This window comes from Clostridium sardiniense, from assembly GCF_019753795.1.
Taxonomy (GTDB): Bacteria; Bacillota; Clostridia; order Clostridiales; family Clostridiaceae; genus Clostridium; species Clostridium sardiniense.
On sequence record NZ_JAIKTU010000002.1, the window covers coordinates 1 to 21,047 of the forward strand.

The window sequence follows — 21,047 nt, forward strand, 5'->3', positions numbered from 1 at the left end:
AAATAGCTATAATAAACTATATTTATAGGACAATCTCTTAATATAATTATTAATATTACTTAATTCAAATATAATAAAATTAGATAGATTTTAGAACTGTAAAAGAAAGTCTTGAAAGTATAGATAGCTTAATAAATAGAAAGAACTCAAACAGAAAAAGAAATAGCCCGAAGAAGATCTGACTTTTAAAAAGGTAGACCAAAAAAGTTTACTAAAAGACAAATAGATAATGCTTTAAATATGCTTTCTATAAATGATGTAACTATAATGAATTATTAGGAATAAGTAAAAGCACATTAATACTGGCAAATAATCATAAAAAATAATTCTAAAAAAACTAGTAAAACCTTAGATAAAAGTAATAACTTATATCTATCTAATTTTCTTAAAATTGATCTTATTTCTCTCTTATCAAGCAGCAAATCTACTCTTAATAAGATATCCACCTCCTAAAAATATACATTTTAATTATATCTCACTATTAATTTTTTCTCTCTATACTTATTATTTAATCTTTAATTTAATTTTTCATTCACACATTTTTACTTTATATTTGTTTAAATAAAAAAGTGGCTATTGCCACTCCAATCACTTTTGATATTTTAAATCCTTAAACTGTTTATATTACTTAAATATTCAACATTTTATACCTTGATTTTCATACGTTTATTAATTTATTTATATATATTTTTAAACTCATATATATTCATATTTAATATTTTAATATCTATGTTTATTCTTTAAACAAGATCTTAATAAAGTTACTATTAACCTTTCCATTAGTTATCTCTAATCATTCTTTTTAAATACATTTCCCATCTTTTTATAGTTTTCATCTTAGAATCACCTATTCTGTTTAGTATAACTAACTAATTTTACATATCTTAATATTTAAATATCTTTCCATTTTTCTTTAGCAATTTTTTTGCTTATGTATATAATATACATATAGCTACTATGATAAAACTTACTACTACCCCCTAATACTATTAAAATTATAAAAAACCACCAATAACGTCACTGATACAACAAATATAACTCTAATTTTCTTTAATATCTTTATTCATTTAAAATATATATCCTTTAATTTTGGAGCTTTTTTTTGTTAATTTTTTCATAACATATTCACTTTCCTTATTTCTTATTAATTATAGTTTATTATAACGCCATTAATATAACCATAAAAGGTCCATATTCTTTTCGATAAACTCAAATCCAATTTCAATTACTTTTACAACAATTATTATTATACTAATCCAATTTTCATCAAACTATCTTTTGACTTTACAATTGCTATTGCCGCTTTACTTTAACTAAATCATTTATTGATATATTATTTAAATAAGCACTAAGAAAGATTTCTTTTTCATCATTATCTAAAATATTAGATATTTCTATAACCAAATTATCTTTACTAAACTCCCTGTCTGATATGTCTTCAAAATAATCATTTGAAAAAATAACATAGTTTAATCTCTCATCAAATGTTACAAAGCCTTTATTATTTTTATAATCTTTAAGCAATAATTTTTGAGACATTTTCTTATATATCCATTTAAATTATTTTTCTCATTTTTTACAATTTTTTAATTTTTTGAACCAATTTATTAATATTTTTCGTTTTTATGTTTTTATTCATTTCTAATCTATAGTATAGCTTTTACAGTATCTGCTACCGAATACTTTTGATGATTCAGTCTACGATATATATCCCAATCTGGATTATCCTCCCCCATTGTAACACCAGTTGGACCCCAAATAATATAAGCTACTCCCTTAGCTTTTATATATCTTTTTCTACCTACACTATCCATATGATCTTCATCATCCATCGGACTTCTTTTAGTTACAGCAAATAAAAAGCCTTGTCTTAAATTTGGATTGCTTTTTTTATGCTTTACACTTAAATATATACCATCATTATCAGATTTTATTGTATAAAGATCATTCCAACTAGCTGGAATTGTCATTTGTAATCCTAATTCATTATTTACATACACATAAGACTTAGACTGATTTTTATTAGAGTTACTATTACTACCTTTTTCATTTTTTGAATTAATATTTGTTTCTTTTTTCTTAGGTGTATTTTGTTTTACAATTTCTTCTTCTTTTTTCTTTTGTTCTAACTCCTTTTGTTTTTTCTCTTTAAGTAGCTTTTCTTCTCTCTTTTTCTCATCTATTTTTTTGTTTAATGAATCTTCTAAATCTTTTACTTTTTTGACTTGATCAGTAGTTAAATTTTCATTTTTTATATTATCTATTCCTTTTTTAGCCTCTTCTAACTTTCCATCACTAATTAATTTATGTACTTTATCTAAATTGTTATTAAATTGTTTTATTTCTTCTAATCTTTTATTTATACTACTTTTTAAATTTTCAATTTCATTTTTTATATCATAATTACTATATTCTTTTGGAATATTTAACACTTCTTCATTAGCCTTATTAATTTTCCCATCATCAAATAATTTTTTAGCAGTTTCAAAATCACTTATGATCTCTATTAGTAATTTTGCTTCTGAATTATTTGAATTCTCCTTCAAAACTACTTCCAATTCATTTTTAGCTTCATTATATTTTCCTGAATTCAAGTAATTCATAGCTAAATCCATCTGTTCTTTAACTTTATTACTACATCCAGAAAAAAATAAAATTCCACTCAAAAAAACTGCTGATATAATTGATATTTTTTTTAATTTTCTCTTCATAATATGCCCCCTCATTGTAAAGTACGTTCTGTTAATTTATATGAACATCGCTCTTCTTAACCTAAGGAAATACACTAAGTTTGACTAGACCACAATATACTCCCCACAAAAAGAGAAAAAAGCAATGAACAAAACTAATTTAAAATATCCTCACTGTCATTCGATTAAACTATATAAGTTTGGCTTTGATAAGCAGGCTAATCAATAATATCAATATAAAAATTGTAACCGTCAATTCGTCTTGTAGACGGTATTGGAAAGGTTAAATCCAATTATCCAAGACACCAAAATGCGATAAAAAACTTATTTATATCATAAATATAAACATTACACTCTCTATAAATGCTGTAATAGAAAGTGTACTCATATAATTATTAATCATCATAACTTAACAGAATCTAAATTTTAATTAATTTATGAAACATCATCTGATATTATTATACACTAAACTCTAAAAATTCTAAAATTTTCATCTCCATTCATTCTTTTTAAATACATTATTATTGCATCCTTATCTTTTTTCTTGAAAAAGCTATATCTATAAATCCCATCATTTTATCCTTTGTTCTTGTCACTGTAGCTATAGCAGAAGCTTTTAATATGTTACCTCTTTTTTTATAGTTTTCATCATCTGCATCTCTAAATCTTGCCTTTTCATATGCATTAATTATTCCTGCTGCCATTTTTATATTTGCCCGGATTTGCTTATAATTTAATGATCCGTTAAAATAACGAAATTCTACTGTATGAGCTCTTCTTGTTGCTATATTTTTTAAATTTATTCCATAGAATCTATTCATTCCTGATAATCTAGATTCCATTCCTTTAACCTCCTCATCAGATTCTAAGTTACATCGCATATTTTTAGTGCCAGAAGCTACTCTACTAAATTTTGTGTACTGTTTAACCTATCCTAAATCGCCTCATGAAGCTACATATACCTTCTTCATAATTTTCTATTGTCTTAAAAAACCTTCTCCACCTTTGTCTTTCAGTATCTAATTTATTCATTTCAACATGAACATGACCACCACAATATTGATATACTCTTTCTCCATGTCTTTTGGCTACATCCCATATGGCTTTTATTTGTCTCCTTGTCTCAGAAGTATCACTTGAAATTAGAGAAACTAATACCCGCATAGCAGATGGTATCCTAAATACAAAAAGTAGAGCGATTCTAACACTCTACTAGAATATAAATTAAAGTTGCTTAGGCAACTAATATCACTATAATAATATTATTAAAATAGTAGCACTCAATTGCGGTCAAGGGCTACTATTTTTTTGTTATTTTTTATAAATATGACTATAAACGTTAATAATGCTAGTAAAAACATTCCATCATTAAATAATAACCTTAACTTACCAATACTCATATCTATCACTCCCGTTCAAAAAAGGTATGATAATCAGTATCTCATAACAATCTTTAATTTATCTATTTTGATTTTATTATAATATCCTTTTATTTTTTATTTATCCTATCTCATTTAAATACACTTCATAATTATATTTTCTTAATGCATCTATAATCTTTTTTGATAATTCATAATTTCTTTTAGCTGCATATGTAGAAACATTAAATGTTATTTCATTATTAGTCTTATCTACATAATAAAATAAAACCTTTACATTATTATATTTTATAGAAACTTCAATATATTTTAAATTTTGTGTATCTATAATTTTATAAATAGTACCTATATACTTATCATTAATATAAATAACTGGATTAACAAAAAAAATTAATGGTACATAATATATAAACCAAATATTATAATAATCATTATTTTTACTAAATAGATTATAAACTAATATAATAAAGCTAATAATCGCTAATGGAATAACAAAAAAATTTATCCACCTATTCCAATTACCTTTATTTATATTATTTAAATTTATAACTGTAAATGATCTATTGGTTAATTTCATTTTACTTCGTAATAATAAATATAAAACCAATAAATTTAACATTATTATAATTAGATTAATAACCATCTTAAATTCCATATTTACATCCCCCTACCCCATGGAATACAACTTTTTATCTTCAGTTATGCATTTTTCTATATTTTTCAGTTCAATATTAGCATCTTCTAAAGATGAATATTTCCCTAATTCTATTATTTCACTTGAAAAAAAACTTGGATTTTTTAAAGTCCCAATAATTGCACATTTATATTTAGAACCAATTGCTTTCTGTAATTCTACTTTTGTAACTTCAACTAATTTTTTCTTATCTTGAGTTTTAATCCACATAAACTTCTCCTTTTCTCAACTTATTAATATAATAAAAATCTAAATTTCTTTGAAGTATTTAACCTTTACTCATTAATGACTTGTCTATTTGTTTTTTAGCTTCAACTAAATATCATATTCTAGAATTAACTCACCCTACCTGATGCATGAAAGAAATTTCTCAATTTTTGCTTACTGCTTTGATTTCCTTAATTCTTTTTGTTCTCTAAGCTCTTTATATATTTCTTTTCTGTTATTTTAGGGTCCCCCTAAAGCTCTATCTTTTATATAAAATTCTGCAATACCATAAATATTTTCTAAAAGTAAAGCTTTATTTAAATCCTTTACTTTTATATGCTGGACTTAAAAAATAGTTTTGTATTTACAATTATATATTCACCTCATTTTTGTTTTTCTATATTAAATATGATATAGGTTTAAATATAAATTTTTTTATAGTTAAAAATAAAATTATTTGAGTACTTAATCTTCTTTCATTTAATGATAGAATGTTCATTTGTCTCTCAGTCAATTCTGAAAACAATATTTGTTTTTCTCTAATATTTTTATTCCTCCTCTCACTGTCAATAACTTTATTATTTAATACTTTTTTATAAAAACTATCAAATGAATATTGTTTTGATTTTTTATTTATAGATTTTCACCTCCTTTCGCCTATAGCTAAAGTGGTGCTATAATAACTTTCACCTTTCTTTGTACTATTACTATGAGCAAAATAGCAATAATCCCGTAAAATAAACAGAAAGCACATAATTAATTTGAAACTAATTATGTATTTAAGACATTCCTTTTATTAAAAAATCAATTATAATTATATTTTTGATTAATACCAAATTACTTTATTATAATTACTGTTTATATTTGTATACTAACATATTTAATTATTAAATTTCTTATCAACTTTTTTTATAATAAAACTTTAGAAATTAAATATGATTAAGCCATTATTTTTTATTATAGTATTTCTTAAGTAATATATTCAAACTCTTTTCAAATTTATGCTAAGAGCATTAAATAAATATCTTTAATCCTCGATACTACACTCCTAATTAAACTATAATCTTTATTAATTCTCTACATAAACTATTGCTAGTCTTTTAATTTCTTTTATTTTTCTATTGCTATAAACTATTTTTTAAACTTTAAAAATAGTCCTCCACCTAAGTTTACCATTAATACTCCCATATATGGTAATTCTCATGTCTCTCCTATTTTAGATAATTCTTTTATATAAGTTTGTTTCTCTTGTTCTGATTTTACTGGTTTTGCTGGTTTTGCTGGTTGCTCTGATTTTGATACAATAATACAATTACTTTTTAATACTAATGGTATTACTTTATATTATTAGCTACAATAGCACCTTTTGTTCTTCCAATACTTTTGCTAATTTCATTTGCAGTATATCCATTTTTGTACATATCAAAAATTTTAATCTTTTTTCAATTGAGTAATTACACTTTTTTATCAATCCTAAAAAAGTGTATAGTTTACCCTAACCCATAAATATGATAAATTTATTATTTATCCCCAATTATATACAAAATATTTACATTTATATTTAATATGTATTTTTTAACTGTAAATTAATTTGTAATTTTATACTATTAACTTACAATTTTTCTTGTATTTTTTCAAAGTCTATTTAATTTTATATGAGTTGTTCTCCTTTAATTCAACACTAAATGAAAGAACTATATCCTTTTAAGGTTTCACCTTTTTAGTATAGAGTTCTTTTTTAATTTATATTTTTTACAAGTAATTCATGATATAATTTATATTATTTTAACGAAATGAGGTGATATAAATGACAGAAAAACATAGTATGAAATCTTTAAGAATTCTTGCAATTTCCAATATACTCATTAATATTTTAGGTAATATTCTATTATATTTAAATTTAAAAGGATATTCCTTCTCTCTATTTGATGGTATAAATATTAACTTAATTAATCAATTTACTGCTTTTACTCTAATCGCTTTAGCTCTTGGTGCAATATTTAATAAATCACCTAAATTATCTGAAGAAGATAGATTTATTGTAAAGTCTAAATTAAAGCCTTTATTATTTTTAAATATAATTTTTATTTTATATAGTGTAATTACTATAATTATATTTAAGAATATGTCGCTCTTTATCTCTTCTCTAATTATGGAGGCTTCTTATATTGCAGTTATAATTTATAGTAAAATAATATATTCTCTACTAGCTACTGACCGTAAACTAAAATGGCAACAAGCTATGTCAGGTGCAGATTCTGATATGAATGATAGTAGTATATTTTGGAGATTTAAAATTTGGTTTTATCCCCTTGAGAAAGTACCTTTTAAGCAAAGATATTTCTCTAAATTCTCAATATTTTATGCGGTTATATTTATTTACTTTTGCTATGATTTACTTTTTAAATCTATTCTAGTTTGGTTATTTTTAATAGGTATACTAAAAAGTCTCCTTGCTTTAATAGAGTACATATTTGGCCTATATACTTCATTAACTGGAATTTGTACAGGCATTGATGAATTTAATGATGATAATGATAATAAACGTTATTTCACAATCTATGTAACTGACTTTGTACATAAACGAGAAATAGTATATTCAACTTATGACACTCCCTATTTTAATAAAAATGGTAAGGTCAAATTGATTCATGGAATATTTTCTAAAAAAGTAATTATAGCTAATAATATAAAAATTAAGTATAGATAAAATTATATTTATTTCAAAGGCAGAGTAACCTATATAATTCTAAAGTTACTTTGCCTTTAAATTTATATATAAATATTATTTTTATATAAATACTCTAATTATATTTAATAACTTTACTTTCCATAAGGAAAACTATTTTAATATTTTAATCAAATTTAAACTCACTATATTGTTAATCACTTGGAACTGTCCTAATTATCTCTTCTTTTTGATTCAAATACTCATCAAACTTAAATTCACTAAAAACTTTTTATAGTTTTTTCATTGAATACCTTTAAAATTTATTAACTTTATTCTTTTTTTATTTACTTTATTGAAATTCTATAGTTCTCTCACTTATGAAAACCTTTTACCCACTTGCATTGAATCAATTTATTTTGTTTCAAAAATATGTACGCCTCCCTTCTGCATGTAAATATTTTCATACGCTTACTTTTAGATACTTTTATGTCATTGTTTTATTGATTTATTAGCTATATAATAACGTTGTCATTTAGAGACGTATTTATTTAACATACTTTTAGGAGGAATTTTAATGACTTGGTTTAAATCGTTTTCAAAATTTCATAAAGGATATTTTATATTTTTCTTACTTGTAAATATATTCTTTTTCTTTAGTCCTTTATATAGTGGTGGTTCAATTTCTGAAACAATAACTGTATTATCAATTGCAGGACTTTTATCAGCAGTAACTGGATTACTTGCAGCAGTATACACAGCTCGTGCAGAAGCAGCAGCTTATGCTTGGGGAGTTGTTAATACTTGTTTTTATATATTTATTTCTTTATCTCGTACAATGTATGCTGAGGTTATTTTATATACATTATACATGTTACCAATGAATTGTTATGGTTTCTTTGCTTGGAGAAAAAGTGCATTAGAAGCTAAAAAAGATAATTCTGAATCATCAACTATAGAAGTTAGATCATTAAATAAAAAGCAATGGATAGGAATTATTATATTTATAATAGTACTTTGGTTCCTTTATTCAAGATTTGCTTATTATCTACCAGATATAATAAAGAATTTTACTGGAAATATTATACCACCAGATAAAAGTTACTTAATAGATTCATTTACTGCAACAGTAACAATTTGTGCTGTTATAGTTTCTACTCAAAGATTTAAAGAAACTTGGTATTTCTGGTTATTAGCAGATGCAGTAGGAATAGTATTATACTTACACTCATTCCTTTCTGATCCAAACCTTTCACTTGCAGCTTTATCAGGTGCATTAATGTGGATTCAATTTACTGTTAACTCTGTATACGGTATAATTCTTTGGAAAAAGATTGATAAGAAACAGCATATAGAAACTGCTAATTAAAGTATTATCAAATTTAAAAACATTGAATATATATATAAGTACTAATAAAAAAAATAAAGCCATGTTTTAAATTATTATTGATATAATACTAAATAAACGGACAAGTACATGCTTGTCCGTTTATTATTTTAAGTTAATTTTAATCTTTATCTAACGATAAAATAGCAATTATAAGTGATTAATTGTTAAAAGTTTAAATTACCTATAAAATCAGAAAAAATAGCTATAATTATAAAAATAATTACTGCATATCCTATACTTTTTGTTGATTTCTTTTGTTTACTAATTCCATATATAATTAAACTTATACTAAGTATTATTATAAATATCATCAATAAATTTTTCATAATATACCTCTTTTCTTATGTTTATATTTTATAAATATCTTATAGATTCTAGTTTATCTCTAATCTAATCATAACATTAATTTCCATATAATAAATATAACTAAATAAATTTTATTTATAATAAATATAAAAAATAAAAGAACTTGCCTACTAAAAGCAAATTCCTTTATTACTAATTATCTATTAAGTTACATTAATATTTCTTTTTTACATTAAACATATAATCTTTTAAAAGCTTATAATCTATTAATCCATAGTATTCATTTTATGTCCGCAAACCTTACATTTATAATACTTTTTCCCATAGATTTTATTATCATAAGCATAATCATGCTCTTTCATATCTTCTCCACAAATTGGACATTTAATCTTTTCTTTATTACTCAAACCCAATCACCTCTTAGTATCTTATGTATTTTAAAGTTATTATAATATATAAAATTCTCTTTTTAAATCTTCTTCATAATTTTTCTTATAAGGCTTATAAACTTTACTATTTTGCTGGTATTTCTTGTACTCTTCCAACAGTTCCATCTTCAAGCATAACTTTTATACCTCTATGATGAATTGCTGAATTTGTAAGAATTCTCTTAACTATTCCCTTAGTTAATTTTCCAGTACGTTGATCTTCCTTCTTAACAACTAATACCTCAAGTCCAACCTTTATATCTTTTCTATTAGTTCCATTCATATTACTATCTCCTATTCATTCTCTAGATTATCTTATTATATATTAAATTTTAAATAAATAGCAGAATAATTAATATTATTTATTAACTACTCTGCTATAAATACTACTTATTTAAAATCTTTTAAAAGTGCTGCAAATGGATTATTCATTTCCTCTTCAGCTTCCTTCTTCATTTGTTTCATTATCTTATTTACTTCTTTCTTGTTTACCTTACCATTTTTATCAAATCTCTTCTTAAATTGAGATTCCTTCTCCCTAAAGTTACAGTTAGTACCTGGGCATACATATATCTTTCCTTCTCCACTACCTCTAAGCTCTAACTTCTTCTTACACTCAGGGCATCTTGCATTAGTAAGTCTTGCTACATTTTCTCTATGTCCGCATTCTCTATCTTGGCATACATTCATAGTTCCATTCTTGCCTTTAACTTCAAGCATATATTTTCCACACTCTGGGCACTTCTTACCAGTTAAATTATCATGATGGAATTTAGCATTTTCTTGCTTTACTGCTTCAACTAATGCAGTTGAATAATTTTTCATATTCTTTATAAATAAATTAGGATCTTCCTTCCCTTTTGCTATTCTATCAAGTTCACCTTCCCATTTTGCTGTAAGAAGAGGTGATTTTAGTTCATTAGGTACTAATTCTATAAGTTGCTTACCCTTTGAAGTTGGGAATATTTCCTTTCCTTTCTTCTCTATAACAAATGAGTTAAATAACTTTTCTATTATATCTGCTCTAGTTGCAACAGTTCCAAGTCCTCCTGTTTCCCCTAAAGTCTTAGCTGACTCTTTATCTACTGCTATATACTTTTGAGGATTTTCCATTGCAGATAGAAGTGTTCCTTCATTAAATCTTGCAGGTGGTTTTGTTTCACCCTTCTTTTCTATTACTTCTTTAACTTTAAATGAATCACCTTTATTCATCTTAGGAAGCTCTTGCTCTTTTATATCTGAATCTTCTTCATCATCTTCTCTATCAAAGACCTTTTTCCATCCCTTTGACTTTACAACTTTTCCTTTTGCTATAAGCTTTTCTCCATTTACTTCTCCAGTAAGAGTTGTTTGTATATATTCAAATGGAGGCATAAGTACTGATAAGAATCTCTTAACTACTAAGTCATAAACGTGCCTTTCTTCAGAGCTAAGGTTTGCTAAGTTTCCTCTCTCTTCTGTTGGAATTATAGCATGGTGATCTGAAACCTTTGCATCATCAACAAAGCTTTTATTTCCTGTTATCTTAGTTTTAAGTAAGTCTGTAGCTATCATTCTATATTCACCTACAGCAATTCCTTTAAGTCTGTCTGGAATTGTAGCTACTATATCTTTAGATATATATCTTGAATCTGTTCTTGGATATGTTAGAAGCTTATGGTTCTCATAAAGTCTTTGCATTATATTTAATGTTTGCTTTGCTGAGTATCCCCATATCTTATTACAATCTCTTTGAAGCTCTGTTAAATCATAAAGCTTTGGTGAGAATGTTTTTTTATGACTTTCATTAACATCTATTATTTTTCCTTCTGAACCTCTAAGCTTTGATACTACTTTATCTGAGAAATCTTTATTAAATACTCTTGAATTATTATCTTTATTTACCCAAGTGAAATTACATCTATCTGTTTTAACATTAATAGTGTAGTATTCTTTTGGTTTAAAGTTTCTAATATCCTCTTCTCTTTGTACTATCATAGCGAGTGTTGGTGATTGAACTCTACCTGCTGATAATTGTGCATTATGCTTACAAGTTAATGCTCTTGTTACATTAAGTCCAACAATCCAGTCTGCCTCTGCTCTACACTCTGCTGCATGATATAGGTTATCGTAGGCTCTTCCATCCTTTAAATTCTTAAATCCATCTTTTATTGCTTTATCTGTTTGAGATGATATCCAAAGTCTCTTAATAGGTTTCTTTACATGTGCCTTTTCTATAATCCAACGAGCAACTAACTCTCCTTCACGTCCAGCATCTGTTGCAATGATTATTTCATTAACATCTTTTCTAACCATTTGATCTTTTACAATCTTGTATTGCTTTCCACTACCTTTAATTACTGTAAGCTTCATATGCTTTGGAAGCATTGGTAATGTCTCCATAGACCATTTTTTCCATTCTGGGTTATATCCTTCTGGTGCATCTAAAGTTACTAAATGACCAAGTGCCCAAGTTACTATATATTTATCTCCTTCTAGGAATCCATTTCCTTTTTTATTACATCTTAAAACTCTTCCAAGTTCTCTTCCAACTGAAGGCTTTTCTGCTAAAACTAATGATTTCATAAATCTTTATTTCCTTCCTTAATTCAATTTACTATTCCTATTATACTACATTAATCCAGTCTTTTATAAATATTTAATTCTATGTTCAAGATATATATTGATATTTGATTAAATTCTCCTAAATAGGTTGTAATATAAATCTAATGTAAAAGATAGAGGATTCTACTATGTCTAGAGCAAGTTCTGTAATAAAATTTCTTTCAACTTCAAGTATCTGTAATGTGTGCTATGGTAAATAATGTTTAACATTTACCATTATTTATGTATAATTAAATAAGAAAGTAATTCTTATTTATATTAAATTGTATAATTAGTTGGAGGGCGATGTGTATAAAGTTATAGATATATTTATTAGTTTTATATTATTTATTTGGGGCACTTTAAATTGGATATATGCAACAAGAATTACGAGTGATTCAAAGGCATTTTATTCATTAAAAGAGATAATAATTTATATTGTAGTATTAATTTTATATTTGATTATTCAAGTTTTTTATATTAATAAAAGCAAGATCCACATTTTTAATGTTTTGTTGTTAAGCTTACCAACAATAATTTGGTTTATTATTTTAAAAAATTCATTGAGCATTGATGGTTTTTTTAAATATGATGGAATAGCTTATACATTTGGATTTGTTGTTATGGCTGTTGTGATATTTTATAACTTTTATAAAATGATATTAAATATAGTACGCATTCTTAGAAAACAACGAACTAAAAGGACCAATAATTCATCGGTTCTTTTTTAAATATCTTATTTTCAACATTATTATTGAATATAGCTATATTTAAAAAGAGTTAAGAAATCGTACTTTCTTAACTCTTTTATTTCTATATTATATCTATTATAAAGCTCTTTAAATATCTTGTATTCTTTATAAATATAAATTTTAAAAATAAATGTTTATCACATCTATTTTCTATATAAATTGGAATACTTTAAAATCTTTAATATACTTTAATCTATAAAATTCCGTGTTCATAAAAATCATTTTATATTTAATCTAATTGCATTTCTCTAGTTACTTTAACTATATTGTTCTTGTAAATATATAACGCTCCAAGTACCGCTATAAAACATAATATTGTAGATGCTATAAATGTTAGTTTTAGCCCTATAGCTGTAGCTGTCATAGGTCCAATTACAGCTCCTAGTCCATATATTGCAAATATTATTCCATAGTTAACCCCAAAATTCTTAGTACCATAATAAGCTGCCATAATAGTTGGGAATATAGTTAACATTCCTCCATAGCTTATTGCCATAAATCCTAATACAATAAAGTATTTATTTCCGCTCAAATCTCCAAAGGCAGTATAAGCCATTGATACTGTCATTATAATATAAATTATTCCAGCTGATTTTTCTATTCCGAGCTTATCTGAAATCATCCCCCAGAAAAGTCTTCCTCCAGCATTAAACAGTGATATTACTGCAACTGCATTTGCTGCTGCCTCTGGAGTTATATTAGCTAGTTCAACTCCTATATCTCTAGCTAGTCCAATTACTGTTAAACATGCTGTTCCACCAAATAGATACATCATAGCTAACACATAAAACTTTCCATGACTTAACATCTCTTTAGGAGTAATATTAATTTCATCCTTATCATTAGTTGTATTTTTATTATTAGCTTCAACCTCTTCATCTGGAAGTGAAAGAAATTGTGCAGGAATTATTGCTAAGATTGTATAAATAATTCCTAAATATAAGAACACACCTGGAACACTAGCAACATTAATAAAATGTATTGCTATAGGCTTAAAAACTAATGCTGATAATCCAAAGGCACTTACTGCAAGTCCTGTGACTAAACCTCTCTTATCTGGAAACCACTTAACACAAGTAGCCACTGGACACACATAAACAAAACCTGCTCCTATCCCTGCAATCACTCCATAATATAAATATAATTGCCATACTTCACTTGCTGTACTAGAAAGTATCACTCCTGCACCAAATAAGATACTTCCTATTGTTGCTATCTTTCTAGGTCCATATTTATCCTGTAATCTACCACCAAATATAGCTGAGAATGTAAAGAAAAATATCATAACTGAAAAAGTGAATACTATAGAACTTTTATCCCATCCAAATTTCTCTGTAAATGGTATATTAAATAAGCTCCACATAAAGATAGTTCCCATAACTAATTGAATTGCTAATGATGCAATTACTACTATTATTCCTCTACTCTTTTTCATCTTATCCCCCTTTTGTGTTTTAAACTAACACTTCCTTATTTGTTTTAAGTTCTAAATTCATTAACTCATCTTTAAATATTTTTTCTTCCATAATTTTTAAATCTTTAGATATAGTAGGTTTAAAGTCCATATTGTCTAATATATCTTTTTGCATGTCTACTCCTGGTGCTATCTCTGTAAGAATCAATCCATCTTTTCCAAGTTCAAAAACAGCTCTTTCTGTTATATATAAAACCTTTTGTCCAAGCTCACTAGCATATTTACCACTAAAAGTTATTTGCTCTACTTCATCTATAAATTTATTTATTTTACCTTCCTTTTCAATAACTAGCCTTCTATCATCAACCTTTATTTTTAGACCTCCAGCAGTAAAAGTACCACAATAAACTACTTTCTTAGCATTCTGAGTTATATTTATAAATCCTCCACAACCTGCTATCTTAGGACCAAATTTGCTTACGTTAATGTTTCCATCTTTATCACATTGTGCAAGACCTAGGAAAGCTACATCTAATCCTCCGCCATCATAAAAATCAAATTGATAAGCTTGATCTATTACACATTCTGCATTAAGAGATGCACCAAAGTTTAATCCGCTTGCTGGTATTCCACCAATAGGACCAGACTCTACAGTAAGTACCATACTATCTTTTATTCCTTCCTCGTTAGCAACTACTGCAACCCCTTCTGGAACTCCAATTCCTAAGTTTACTATTGAATTAGGTAAGATCTCCATTGCTGCCCTTCTTGATATTATCTTTCTCTCATTTAGTGGCATATTATCTACTTCATTTAAAGGAATTGTTATTTCTCCACTGTAAGCTGGATTATATTTCTCTCCAAATGTTTGCATATTATTTTCTTCTTTAGCAACCACTATAGCATCAACATATATTCCAGGAATTTTTACTTCCTTACTTTTTATACTTCCATCTGTTACAACTTTTTCAACTTGGGCTATTACTATTCCCCCTGAGTTTTTTGCAGCTTGTGCCATAGATAATCCTTCTAATGTAGCAACTTCTTTTTGAAGAGATAAATTTCCCCTTTCATCTGCAAAAGTAGCTCTTATTATTGCAACATCTATAGGAAATGCTTTATATAATAATCTTTCTACTCCTTCTATCTCCACTAACTTAACTATATCTTCTTCAGTTTTACTATTTAGTTTTCCACCACTTACTCTTGGATCTACAAACGTTTTCAATCCAACGTGAGTTAATGTACCCACCTTTTTAGCTGCTATATCTCTTAAAAGATGCGTTATAGTTCCTTGCGGAAGATTATAAGCTTCTATTTTATTTTCAATTGCTAATTTTTGTAGCTTAGGTGCTAATCCCCAATGACCACCTATAACTTTTTTAACAAGCCCTTCGTATCCAAAATGATTTAATCCCTTTTCTTTTGAATCCCCTTGACCTGCTGCATATACAAGTGTTAAATCTTTAGGATGTCCAGTTTCTAGGTATTTCTTTTCTATAGCTGATGTTATTTCTTCAGGATGTCCAGCCCCTATAAACCCTCCAACTGCTACTGTGGAATTATCTCTTATCATATGTAGTGCTTCTTTAAGTGATTTTACCTTTGACATTTAAATTACCTCCTTAAACTATATACAATATTAAATAGCAATTAATGTGCCAATGTTATTTACATACAAAAAACTCTAGAAAATCCTGTAAACACAAGCGTTTACACTTCTCTAGAGCTTAATATCTAATATTTAGTTATGTTTATTTTATTTACAGTTTCATATTACTTTTTCAAAAATTAGCTATTTATATATGTTTCTTCAAACTGTAAAATTTATTTACATGTATTTTTATTTTGCATCACTTAAATTATAGTACTCTATCTTTTTGTATAAACCAACTCTACTGATTCCCAAAATCTTAGCAGCCTTATTTTTATTCCACTCTACACTGTTTAAACAATCGCTTATTATTTCCTTCTCAACCTCTGCAACTATATCCTTTAAATATTTTCCCTTAGTATCTCTTATGTACGTACTCTTCTTTTGTATTAACTTCTCAGGCAAATGCTTTTCCTGTATATAAATATCTGAATCTAACATATTAATTGATCTTTCAATTGCATTTTCAAGCTCCCTTATGTTTCCTGGCCAATCATACTCTTTTAATCTTTCCATAGCCTCTTTTGATATACCTTCTACATATATACCAAGCTTATCTGCTACTTTTCGTTTTAATATATTTGCTAAAGGCTCTATATCCTTCTTTCTATTTCTTAAAGGAGGTACACTAATTCTTATAACATTTAATCTATAATATAAATCTTCTCTAAATTTTCCCTCTTCTATTGCTTTCTTTAAGTTCTTATTGGTAGATGATATTATTCTAACATCAATCTCTTTAACAACATTGCCTCCAACTTTTTCAATTTCTCTCTCCTGAAGAACTCTAAGTAGCTTAACTTGAGATGATAAAGGCATATCACCTATTTCATCTAATAATATTGTTCCATTATTAGCTAGTTCAAACTTCCCCTTTTTTCCACTCTTTTTTGCTCCAGTAAAAGCACCTTCTTCATATCCAAAAAGTTCTGACTCAATTAATTCCTCTGGTATTGCTGCACAGTTTATCTTAACAAAGGGACCTTGTCTCCTATAGCTTGCATTATGTATTGCATGAGCTAATAGTTCCTTCCCTGTGCCGCTTTCTCCAATAATAAGTACATTAGACCTAGTCTTTGCTGCCCTTGTTGCTATTTCTTTAACCTTAGTATTTTCTTCAGAGTCTCCAATTATATCTGAAAAAAAATATTTTGCAGATCTTTCATTTCCAAGTTCATTTTTATAATATTCTAATTCTTTCTCTAACTTAGTTATTTGTTTACCTAATGAATAATAATCACTTATATCCTTAAACATAACTTTACCTACTGCACCTATAATTAATCCATCCTTTTTTACAGGTACCCTCATAGCTATCATTCTATTTCCTCTAATATATTGTATATCTCCAATTATAGATTTCCCGCTTTTAACAATTTCGTGCATTTTGGTATTATCAATTACTTCAGTTACATGTTTACCCTCTGGAGAATATTCTCCTAAGAATTCTTTATAAGCCTTGCTCATCATAGTAATCTTAGCATCCCTATCTACTACAACTACCCATTCATTTACAGAATCCATTACAGTGTTCAAAATATCAATATAAATATCATCCCTCATATCTTCCACAAAATAGCCCTCCTTAATAATATTGTTAACTTTAAAGTTAATAATATAGAAATTCCTATTTCAAAAGAATTAATCTATATTAATTTGAATTTATATATTTTTTTACTTTCTAATTATATTAATTATAAAGCTAACATAAGTTAAATTATACTAATATAATTAATTTTAAATAAAAAATAAGAGAAATATCCTAGTCTTTGAAATTTATATTGCAAAGATTAAAATATTTCTCATAATTTAATAAATTTCTACTTTACAAACTAATGATTTTATTTAGGAGGCATTGCCTTAGCCACTCCTGTTAGAACAATTTTCCCATCTTGATTTGTACATGTAGTTTTTAGTGATATTATGTTCTTTTCTTCATTTATTTCAATAACTTCTGCTTCTGCTTTTATTGTATCTCCAAACTTTACTGGAGCTGTAAACTTTAACTCTTGACCTAAATAAATTGTTCCAGGTCCAGGTAGCTTCATTCCTAATACTGTAGAAACAAGTCCAGCTGTAAGCATTCCATGAGCTATTCTTCCTTTAAACATTCCTTTTTCTGCTTCAACTTCGTTTATATGAGCTGGATTTAAATCCCCTGTTATTCCTGCATATAAATATACATCTGTTTCAGTTATAGTTTTTTGAAAAAAATCCTTATCCCCTATCTTTAAATCCTTTATAGTTAAACCTTTCATAATTAAAACCTCCATAGAATTATCAATTTTAAATCTTATATAATAATTCTTTAGCAAATAATATGCCATATTTATTTTAAAGTTTAACTACATAGTTCATATAACCTCTAAGACAAGCTATATCAAAGATTCTCCTAAGAATCTACCTGTTAATTTTAATTATTAAGCTAATATATTACTGATATTTTGTGTACATTTTATTTACATGTAAAATAAATTTACTTTACACTACTGTACTAATTTTCTTTTTTCTTTACTTTTACTCTTCTAATAACATTTGTTCCAATTGCACTTGTCCCTACCCCAAGTAAGAACATTCCTCCACCAAAGCTTGCAGCTAAAGTTGTCTTAAGTTTCTTTCCGTCAATTGTTACATCCTCTGGAGTATATTCAGTTACAAGTTCTAATGTATCTTCTAAAAGCTTAACACCAAAATCAATATCCATATTCATTGGTATTATATGCGCATAGACCTTTATATCATCATTTATATTATTTATTTTAAATCTATAAGCCTTTACGTTATTTGTAGCATCTTCATCTACTAATTCCATATCTATATCTTCATCATTTACTTTTATCTTTATATCATTCATAAGATCCATTCCTGAAAATCTTAAAGTTATATACTTTACTCCATCTACTTCTTCTAATAGAGCAGTTTTATTTAAGTATTTTCTTGCCATCTTACGTCCAACTGAACTATCACTTATGATTTCATTTTTTATAGTGTATTCTTTATAGCTTTCTTTTGCTGTATTCTTCTTACTAGTTTTATCATTACTTTTGCTAGCTTTTTTATCTTCAGCTTCTTTTTCATCATCTGATTTTGATTTAGTTGTAGCTAAAAGTTCTTCAGTATTTGGTATTGATAGATTTGTGCTTGGCTTAGATTCTGGTAAAAAACCTATTTGAGTTAAAGTATCCTTTAAGAATTTAACTCCAAAATCTATATCTTCACCCAATACATCTATATGTATTTTAAATTTAACATTATCATCTAGTGAACCTATTAAGAATTCTATATCCATTAGGTTATTACTCTTATCATTCTTTAAAACTGTATAATTAATTGACTTGCCATTTACTATAACTCTTATATTAGACATTAAATCAGTTCCTGAAATACTCATAGTTATATACTTTTTGCCATTCCTAACTTCCATATAATTTGTTTTAGCTATAGCTCCTCTAGCTGCACCATATCCTATTTCACTATCTGTTAGTATTTCGTTTTGCATCTTATATAACTCTTTATTTTGATTTTGTGTATTATTAGATCCAGTTGTATTGTTTGGTTTATTAGTTGGCTTTTCTACTTCTGGTTTATTCGTATCTGGTTTTTCTTGTGGTTTTTCAGTTTCTGGTTTATTATTTTCTGGCTTATTAGTATCTGGCTTGTCTGATTCTTGATTACCATCTCCTTCTTTTTCAAGTGTATCTTCTTTTAATACCAATCTAAAATCTACTTTCATTGAAGGGAAAGGCGTTGCACTTACTATAATTTTATCTTTTATTATAGAATTTATCTTAAATTCATATGTAATTGTATTATCTGTTTCATTTGTTGTTTTAATTTCTGCTACCGTTTCATTTACAGTTACTTTAACATTTTTCATCATACTTTTGTTTGAAAATGTTATTGATAAGAACTGTTGTCCCTCTTTTACTCTTATGCTACTTTCTTTTTCAAGAAACTTTCTAGCCATAGATTCTTTATCTTCTGTTATATGAAGTGCATCATTTTCTATTTTATATTTACCATCTTTAAAAACTTTATCATCCTCTTTTGAATCATTTTCTTTTATTATTTCATTTAAAGGAGTTGCAGTTACTGGAGTTGTAATTGAAAATGTCATAGCGCCTACAATAGTTAATGCTATTATTTTGTTTCTCATAAACTTCTTCTCCCTTATTTAAAAATATGCCTTATGAATTCGTGTGGTTTATACACTATAAGCCTCCACCCTGAGAATCTCATAACTTCTTTTATCTTCATTTTCATATCCTTCTTATAACAATGAATAGGACACTTACTACAAGAACTTTTTTCATTTCCAAACTTACAATAACTCAATCTTTTATGTGCATATTCTAATAGCTCTGTACATTCATCACATAACTTATTATCTTTTGTCTTATGTTTCTTAGAACAATAAATTTCTATCATAAACTTAACAATATCTTTTTCCTTTTCTATCCTGCTTCTTTTTGCCATTTTTACGCTACATCCTTCATTAAATCTTCTTTCTTTACAGTTTTTATCCTAAACATAAAGTACCAATACTTAGTTAGCATAACTGCTACTATTAAGACTTTTGCCATAATTGAATCTAATATAATAAGAGGGAACATTAACATAGCATCTGCAAATAATAATATTGTTATTTTTTGCTTCATAGTCATAACTCTGTTATTTACAAAGTTTTCTAAGTGCTTTTTATATAACTTTGTTCCCTTAAACCATCTATCAAATCTATCTGATCCTCTAACAAAACAAAAGGATGAAAGGAGTAAGAAAGGAGTTGTAGGTAATATTGGAAGTATCACTCCTATTGCTCCTAATCCAAAAGAGATAATTCCTACAGTAACATATAAACATTTTTTTATCTTATTCATTTTAA

General features: G+C 26.5%; 21 protein-coding genes and 1 pseudogene. 4 read left to right on the plus strand and 18 right to left on the minus strand.

All coding sequences use genetic code 11. The annotated features are described in order from the left end of the window. Window positions 1–1,293: 1,293 nt before the first annotated feature. Both K5V21_RS01865 and K5V21_RS01870 read right to left on the minus strand, forming a co-directional pair. Window positions 1,294–1,539, minus strand: a complete 246-nt coding sequence (locus tag K5V21_RS01865; protein WP_221858681.1) for a hypothetical protein — start codon at window positions 1,537–1,539, stop codon at window positions 1,294–1,296. Window positions 1,540–1,646: 107 nt separating this feature from the next. After that, window positions 1,647–2,711 (minus strand): ABC transporter permease, encoded by a 1,065-nt coding sequence (locus K5V21_RS01870; RefSeq protein WP_221858683.1) that lies wholly within the window; start codon window positions 2,709–2,711, stop codon window positions 1,647–1,649. A 124-nt stretch (window positions 2,712–2,835) separates the two neighbouring features. Between K5V21_RS01870 and K5V21_RS19740 the strand changes: the two are divergent. After that, a pseudogene (locus K5V21_RS19740) lies at window positions 2,836–3,102 on the plus strand (IS1/IS1595 family N-terminal zinc-binding domain-containing protein); the annotation flags it as partial. A 109-nt stretch (window positions 3,103–3,211) separates the two neighbouring features. Here the strand turns inward: K5V21_RS19740 and K5V21_RS19300 are convergent. The 5 genes from K5V21_RS19300 to K5V21_RS01890 all read right to left on the minus strand — a co-directional run bounded on the left by K5V21_RS19300 (window position 3,212) and on the right by K5V21_RS01890 (window position 4,973). Further along, window positions 3,212–3,532, minus strand: a complete 321-nt coding sequence (locus K5V21_RS19300; RefSeq protein ID WP_245000609.1) for an amidoligase family protein — start codon at window positions 3,530–3,532, stop codon at window positions 3,212–3,214. Between the two features lie 82 nt (window positions 3,533–3,614). After that, window positions 3,615–3,854, minus strand: coding sequence for a hypothetical protein (locus K5V21_RS19305; RefSeq protein WP_245000610.1), 240 nt, complete (start codon window positions 3,852–3,854; stop codon window positions 3,615–3,617). A gap of 116 nt (window positions 3,855–3,970) precedes the next feature. Further along, complete coding sequence (locus K5V21_RS01880) at window positions 3,971–4,090, minus strand: putative holin-like toxin (protein WP_221858685.1); 120 nt, start codon at window positions 4,088–4,090, stop codon at window positions 3,971–3,973. A gap of 100 nt (window positions 4,091–4,190) precedes the next feature. Next, window positions 4,191–4,724, minus strand: a complete 534-nt coding sequence (locus K5V21_RS01885; protein WP_221858687.1) for a hypothetical protein — start codon at window positions 4,722–4,724, stop codon at window positions 4,191–4,193. A gap of 12 nt (window positions 4,725–4,736) precedes the next feature. Continuing rightward, window positions 4,737–4,973 carry a hypothetical protein gene (locus K5V21_RS01890; protein ID WP_221858689.1) on the minus strand — a complete coding sequence of 79 codons (237 nt, stop codon included), beginning with the start codon at window positions 4,971–4,973 and terminating at the stop codon, window positions 4,737–4,739. A gap of 1,804 nt (window positions 4,974–6,777) precedes the next feature. On the opposite strand from K5V21_RS01890, the gene K5V21_RS01895 reads away from it, so the two are divergent. Together K5V21_RS01895 and pnuC are read left to right on the plus strand one after the other, a co-directional pair. Next, on the plus strand, window positions 6,778–7,680 hold the full coding sequence (locus tag K5V21_RS01895) for a hypothetical protein (protein ID WP_221858691.1): 903 nt from the start codon (window positions 6,778–6,780) through the stop codon (window positions 7,678–7,680). A gap of 535 nt (window positions 7,681–8,215) precedes the next feature. Beyond that, complete coding sequence (gene pnuC / locus K5V21_RS01900; protein ID WP_221858693.1) at window positions 8,216–9,007, plus strand: nicotinamide riboside transporter PnuC; 792 nt, start codon at window positions 8,216–8,218, stop codon at window positions 9,005–9,007. 185 nt (window positions 9,008–9,192) lie between these two features. Here the strand turns inward: pnuC and K5V21_RS01905 are convergent, their stop codons facing one another. The 4 genes from K5V21_RS01905 to K5V21_RS01920 form a co-directional block, all read right to left on the minus strand. Beyond that, entirely contained in the window at window positions 9,193–9,354 is a 162-nt protein-coding gene (locus tag K5V21_RS01905) for a hypothetical protein (RefSeq protein WP_221858695.1), read from the minus strand. Between the two features lie 246 nt (window positions 9,355–9,600). Next, window positions 9,601–9,741: a hypothetical protein gene (locus K5V21_RS01910; protein WP_204596352.1), complete on the minus strand. Its 141-nt coding sequence runs from the start codon at window positions 9,739–9,741 to the stop codon at window positions 9,601–9,603. A 106-nt stretch (window positions 9,742–9,847) separates the two neighbouring features. Further along, the gene (locus K5V21_RS01915) at window positions 9,848–10,045 is read right to left on the minus strand and encodes a YwbE family protein (RefSeq protein WP_221858697.1); all 198 of its coding nucleotides are present in this window, start codon (window positions 10,043–10,045) and stop codon (window positions 9,848–9,850) included. A 107-nt stretch (window positions 10,046–10,152) separates the two neighbouring features. Further along, window positions 10,153–12,327: a DNA topoisomerase III gene (locus K5V21_RS01920; RefSeq protein WP_221858699.1), complete on the minus strand. Its 2,175-nt coding sequence runs from the start codon at window positions 12,325–12,327 to the stop codon at window positions 10,153–10,155. A 326-nt stretch (window positions 12,328–12,653) separates the two neighbouring features. Here K5V21_RS01920 and K5V21_RS01925 point away from each other — a divergent pair, with 326 nt between their 5' ends. Further along, window positions 12,654–13,076, plus strand: coding sequence for a hypothetical protein (locus K5V21_RS01925; protein WP_245000611.1), 423 nt, complete (start codon window positions 12,654–12,656; stop codon window positions 13,074–13,076). 250 nt (window positions 13,077–13,326) lie between these two features. Here K5V21_RS01925 and K5V21_RS01930 read toward each other — a convergent pair whose 3' ends face one another. The 7 genes from K5V21_RS01930 to K5V21_RS01960 form a co-directional block, all read right to left on the minus strand. Beyond that, on the minus strand, window positions 13,327–14,532 hold the full coding sequence (locus K5V21_RS01930) for an L-lactate MFS transporter (protein ID WP_221858701.1): 1,206 nt from the start codon (window positions 14,530–14,532) through the stop codon (window positions 13,327–13,329). A gap of 19 nt (window positions 14,533–14,551) precedes the next feature. Then, window positions 14,552–16,123: an acyl CoA:acetate/3-ketoacid CoA transferase gene (locus tag K5V21_RS01935; protein WP_221858703.1), complete on the minus strand. Its 1,572-nt coding sequence runs from the start codon at window positions 16,121–16,123 to the stop codon at window positions 14,552–14,554. Between the two features lie 231 nt (window positions 16,124–16,354). Beyond that, window positions 16,355–17,728: a sigma-54 interaction domain-containing protein gene (locus tag K5V21_RS01940; RefSeq protein WP_221859157.1), complete on the minus strand. Its 1,374-nt coding sequence runs from the start codon at window positions 17,726–17,728 to the stop codon at window positions 16,355–16,357. Between the two features lie 278 nt (window positions 17,729–18,006). Further along, entirely contained in the window at window positions 18,007–18,423 is a 417-nt protein-coding gene (locus K5V21_RS01945; protein WP_221858705.1) for a MaoC family dehydratase, read from the minus strand. Window positions 18,424–18,659: 236 nt separating this feature from the next. After that, the gene (locus K5V21_RS01950; protein WP_221858707.1) at window positions 18,660–20,321 is read right to left on the minus strand and encodes an NEAT domain-containing protein; all 1,662 of its coding nucleotides are present in this window, start codon (window positions 20,319–20,321) and stop codon (window positions 18,660–18,662) included. Window positions 20,322–20,335: 14 nt separating this feature from the next. Continuing rightward, complete coding sequence (locus K5V21_RS01955; RefSeq protein WP_221858709.1) at window positions 20,336–20,641, minus strand: nitrous oxide-stimulated promoter family protein; 306 nt, start codon at window positions 20,639–20,641, stop codon at window positions 20,336–20,338. A gap of 2 nt (window positions 20,642–20,643) precedes the next feature. Beyond that, window positions 20,644–21,042: a YbaN family protein gene (locus tag K5V21_RS01960; RefSeq protein ID WP_221858711.1), complete on the minus strand. Its 399-nt coding sequence runs from the start codon at window positions 21,040–21,042 to the stop codon at window positions 20,644–20,646. Window positions 21,043–21,047 lie beyond the last annotated feature (5 nt).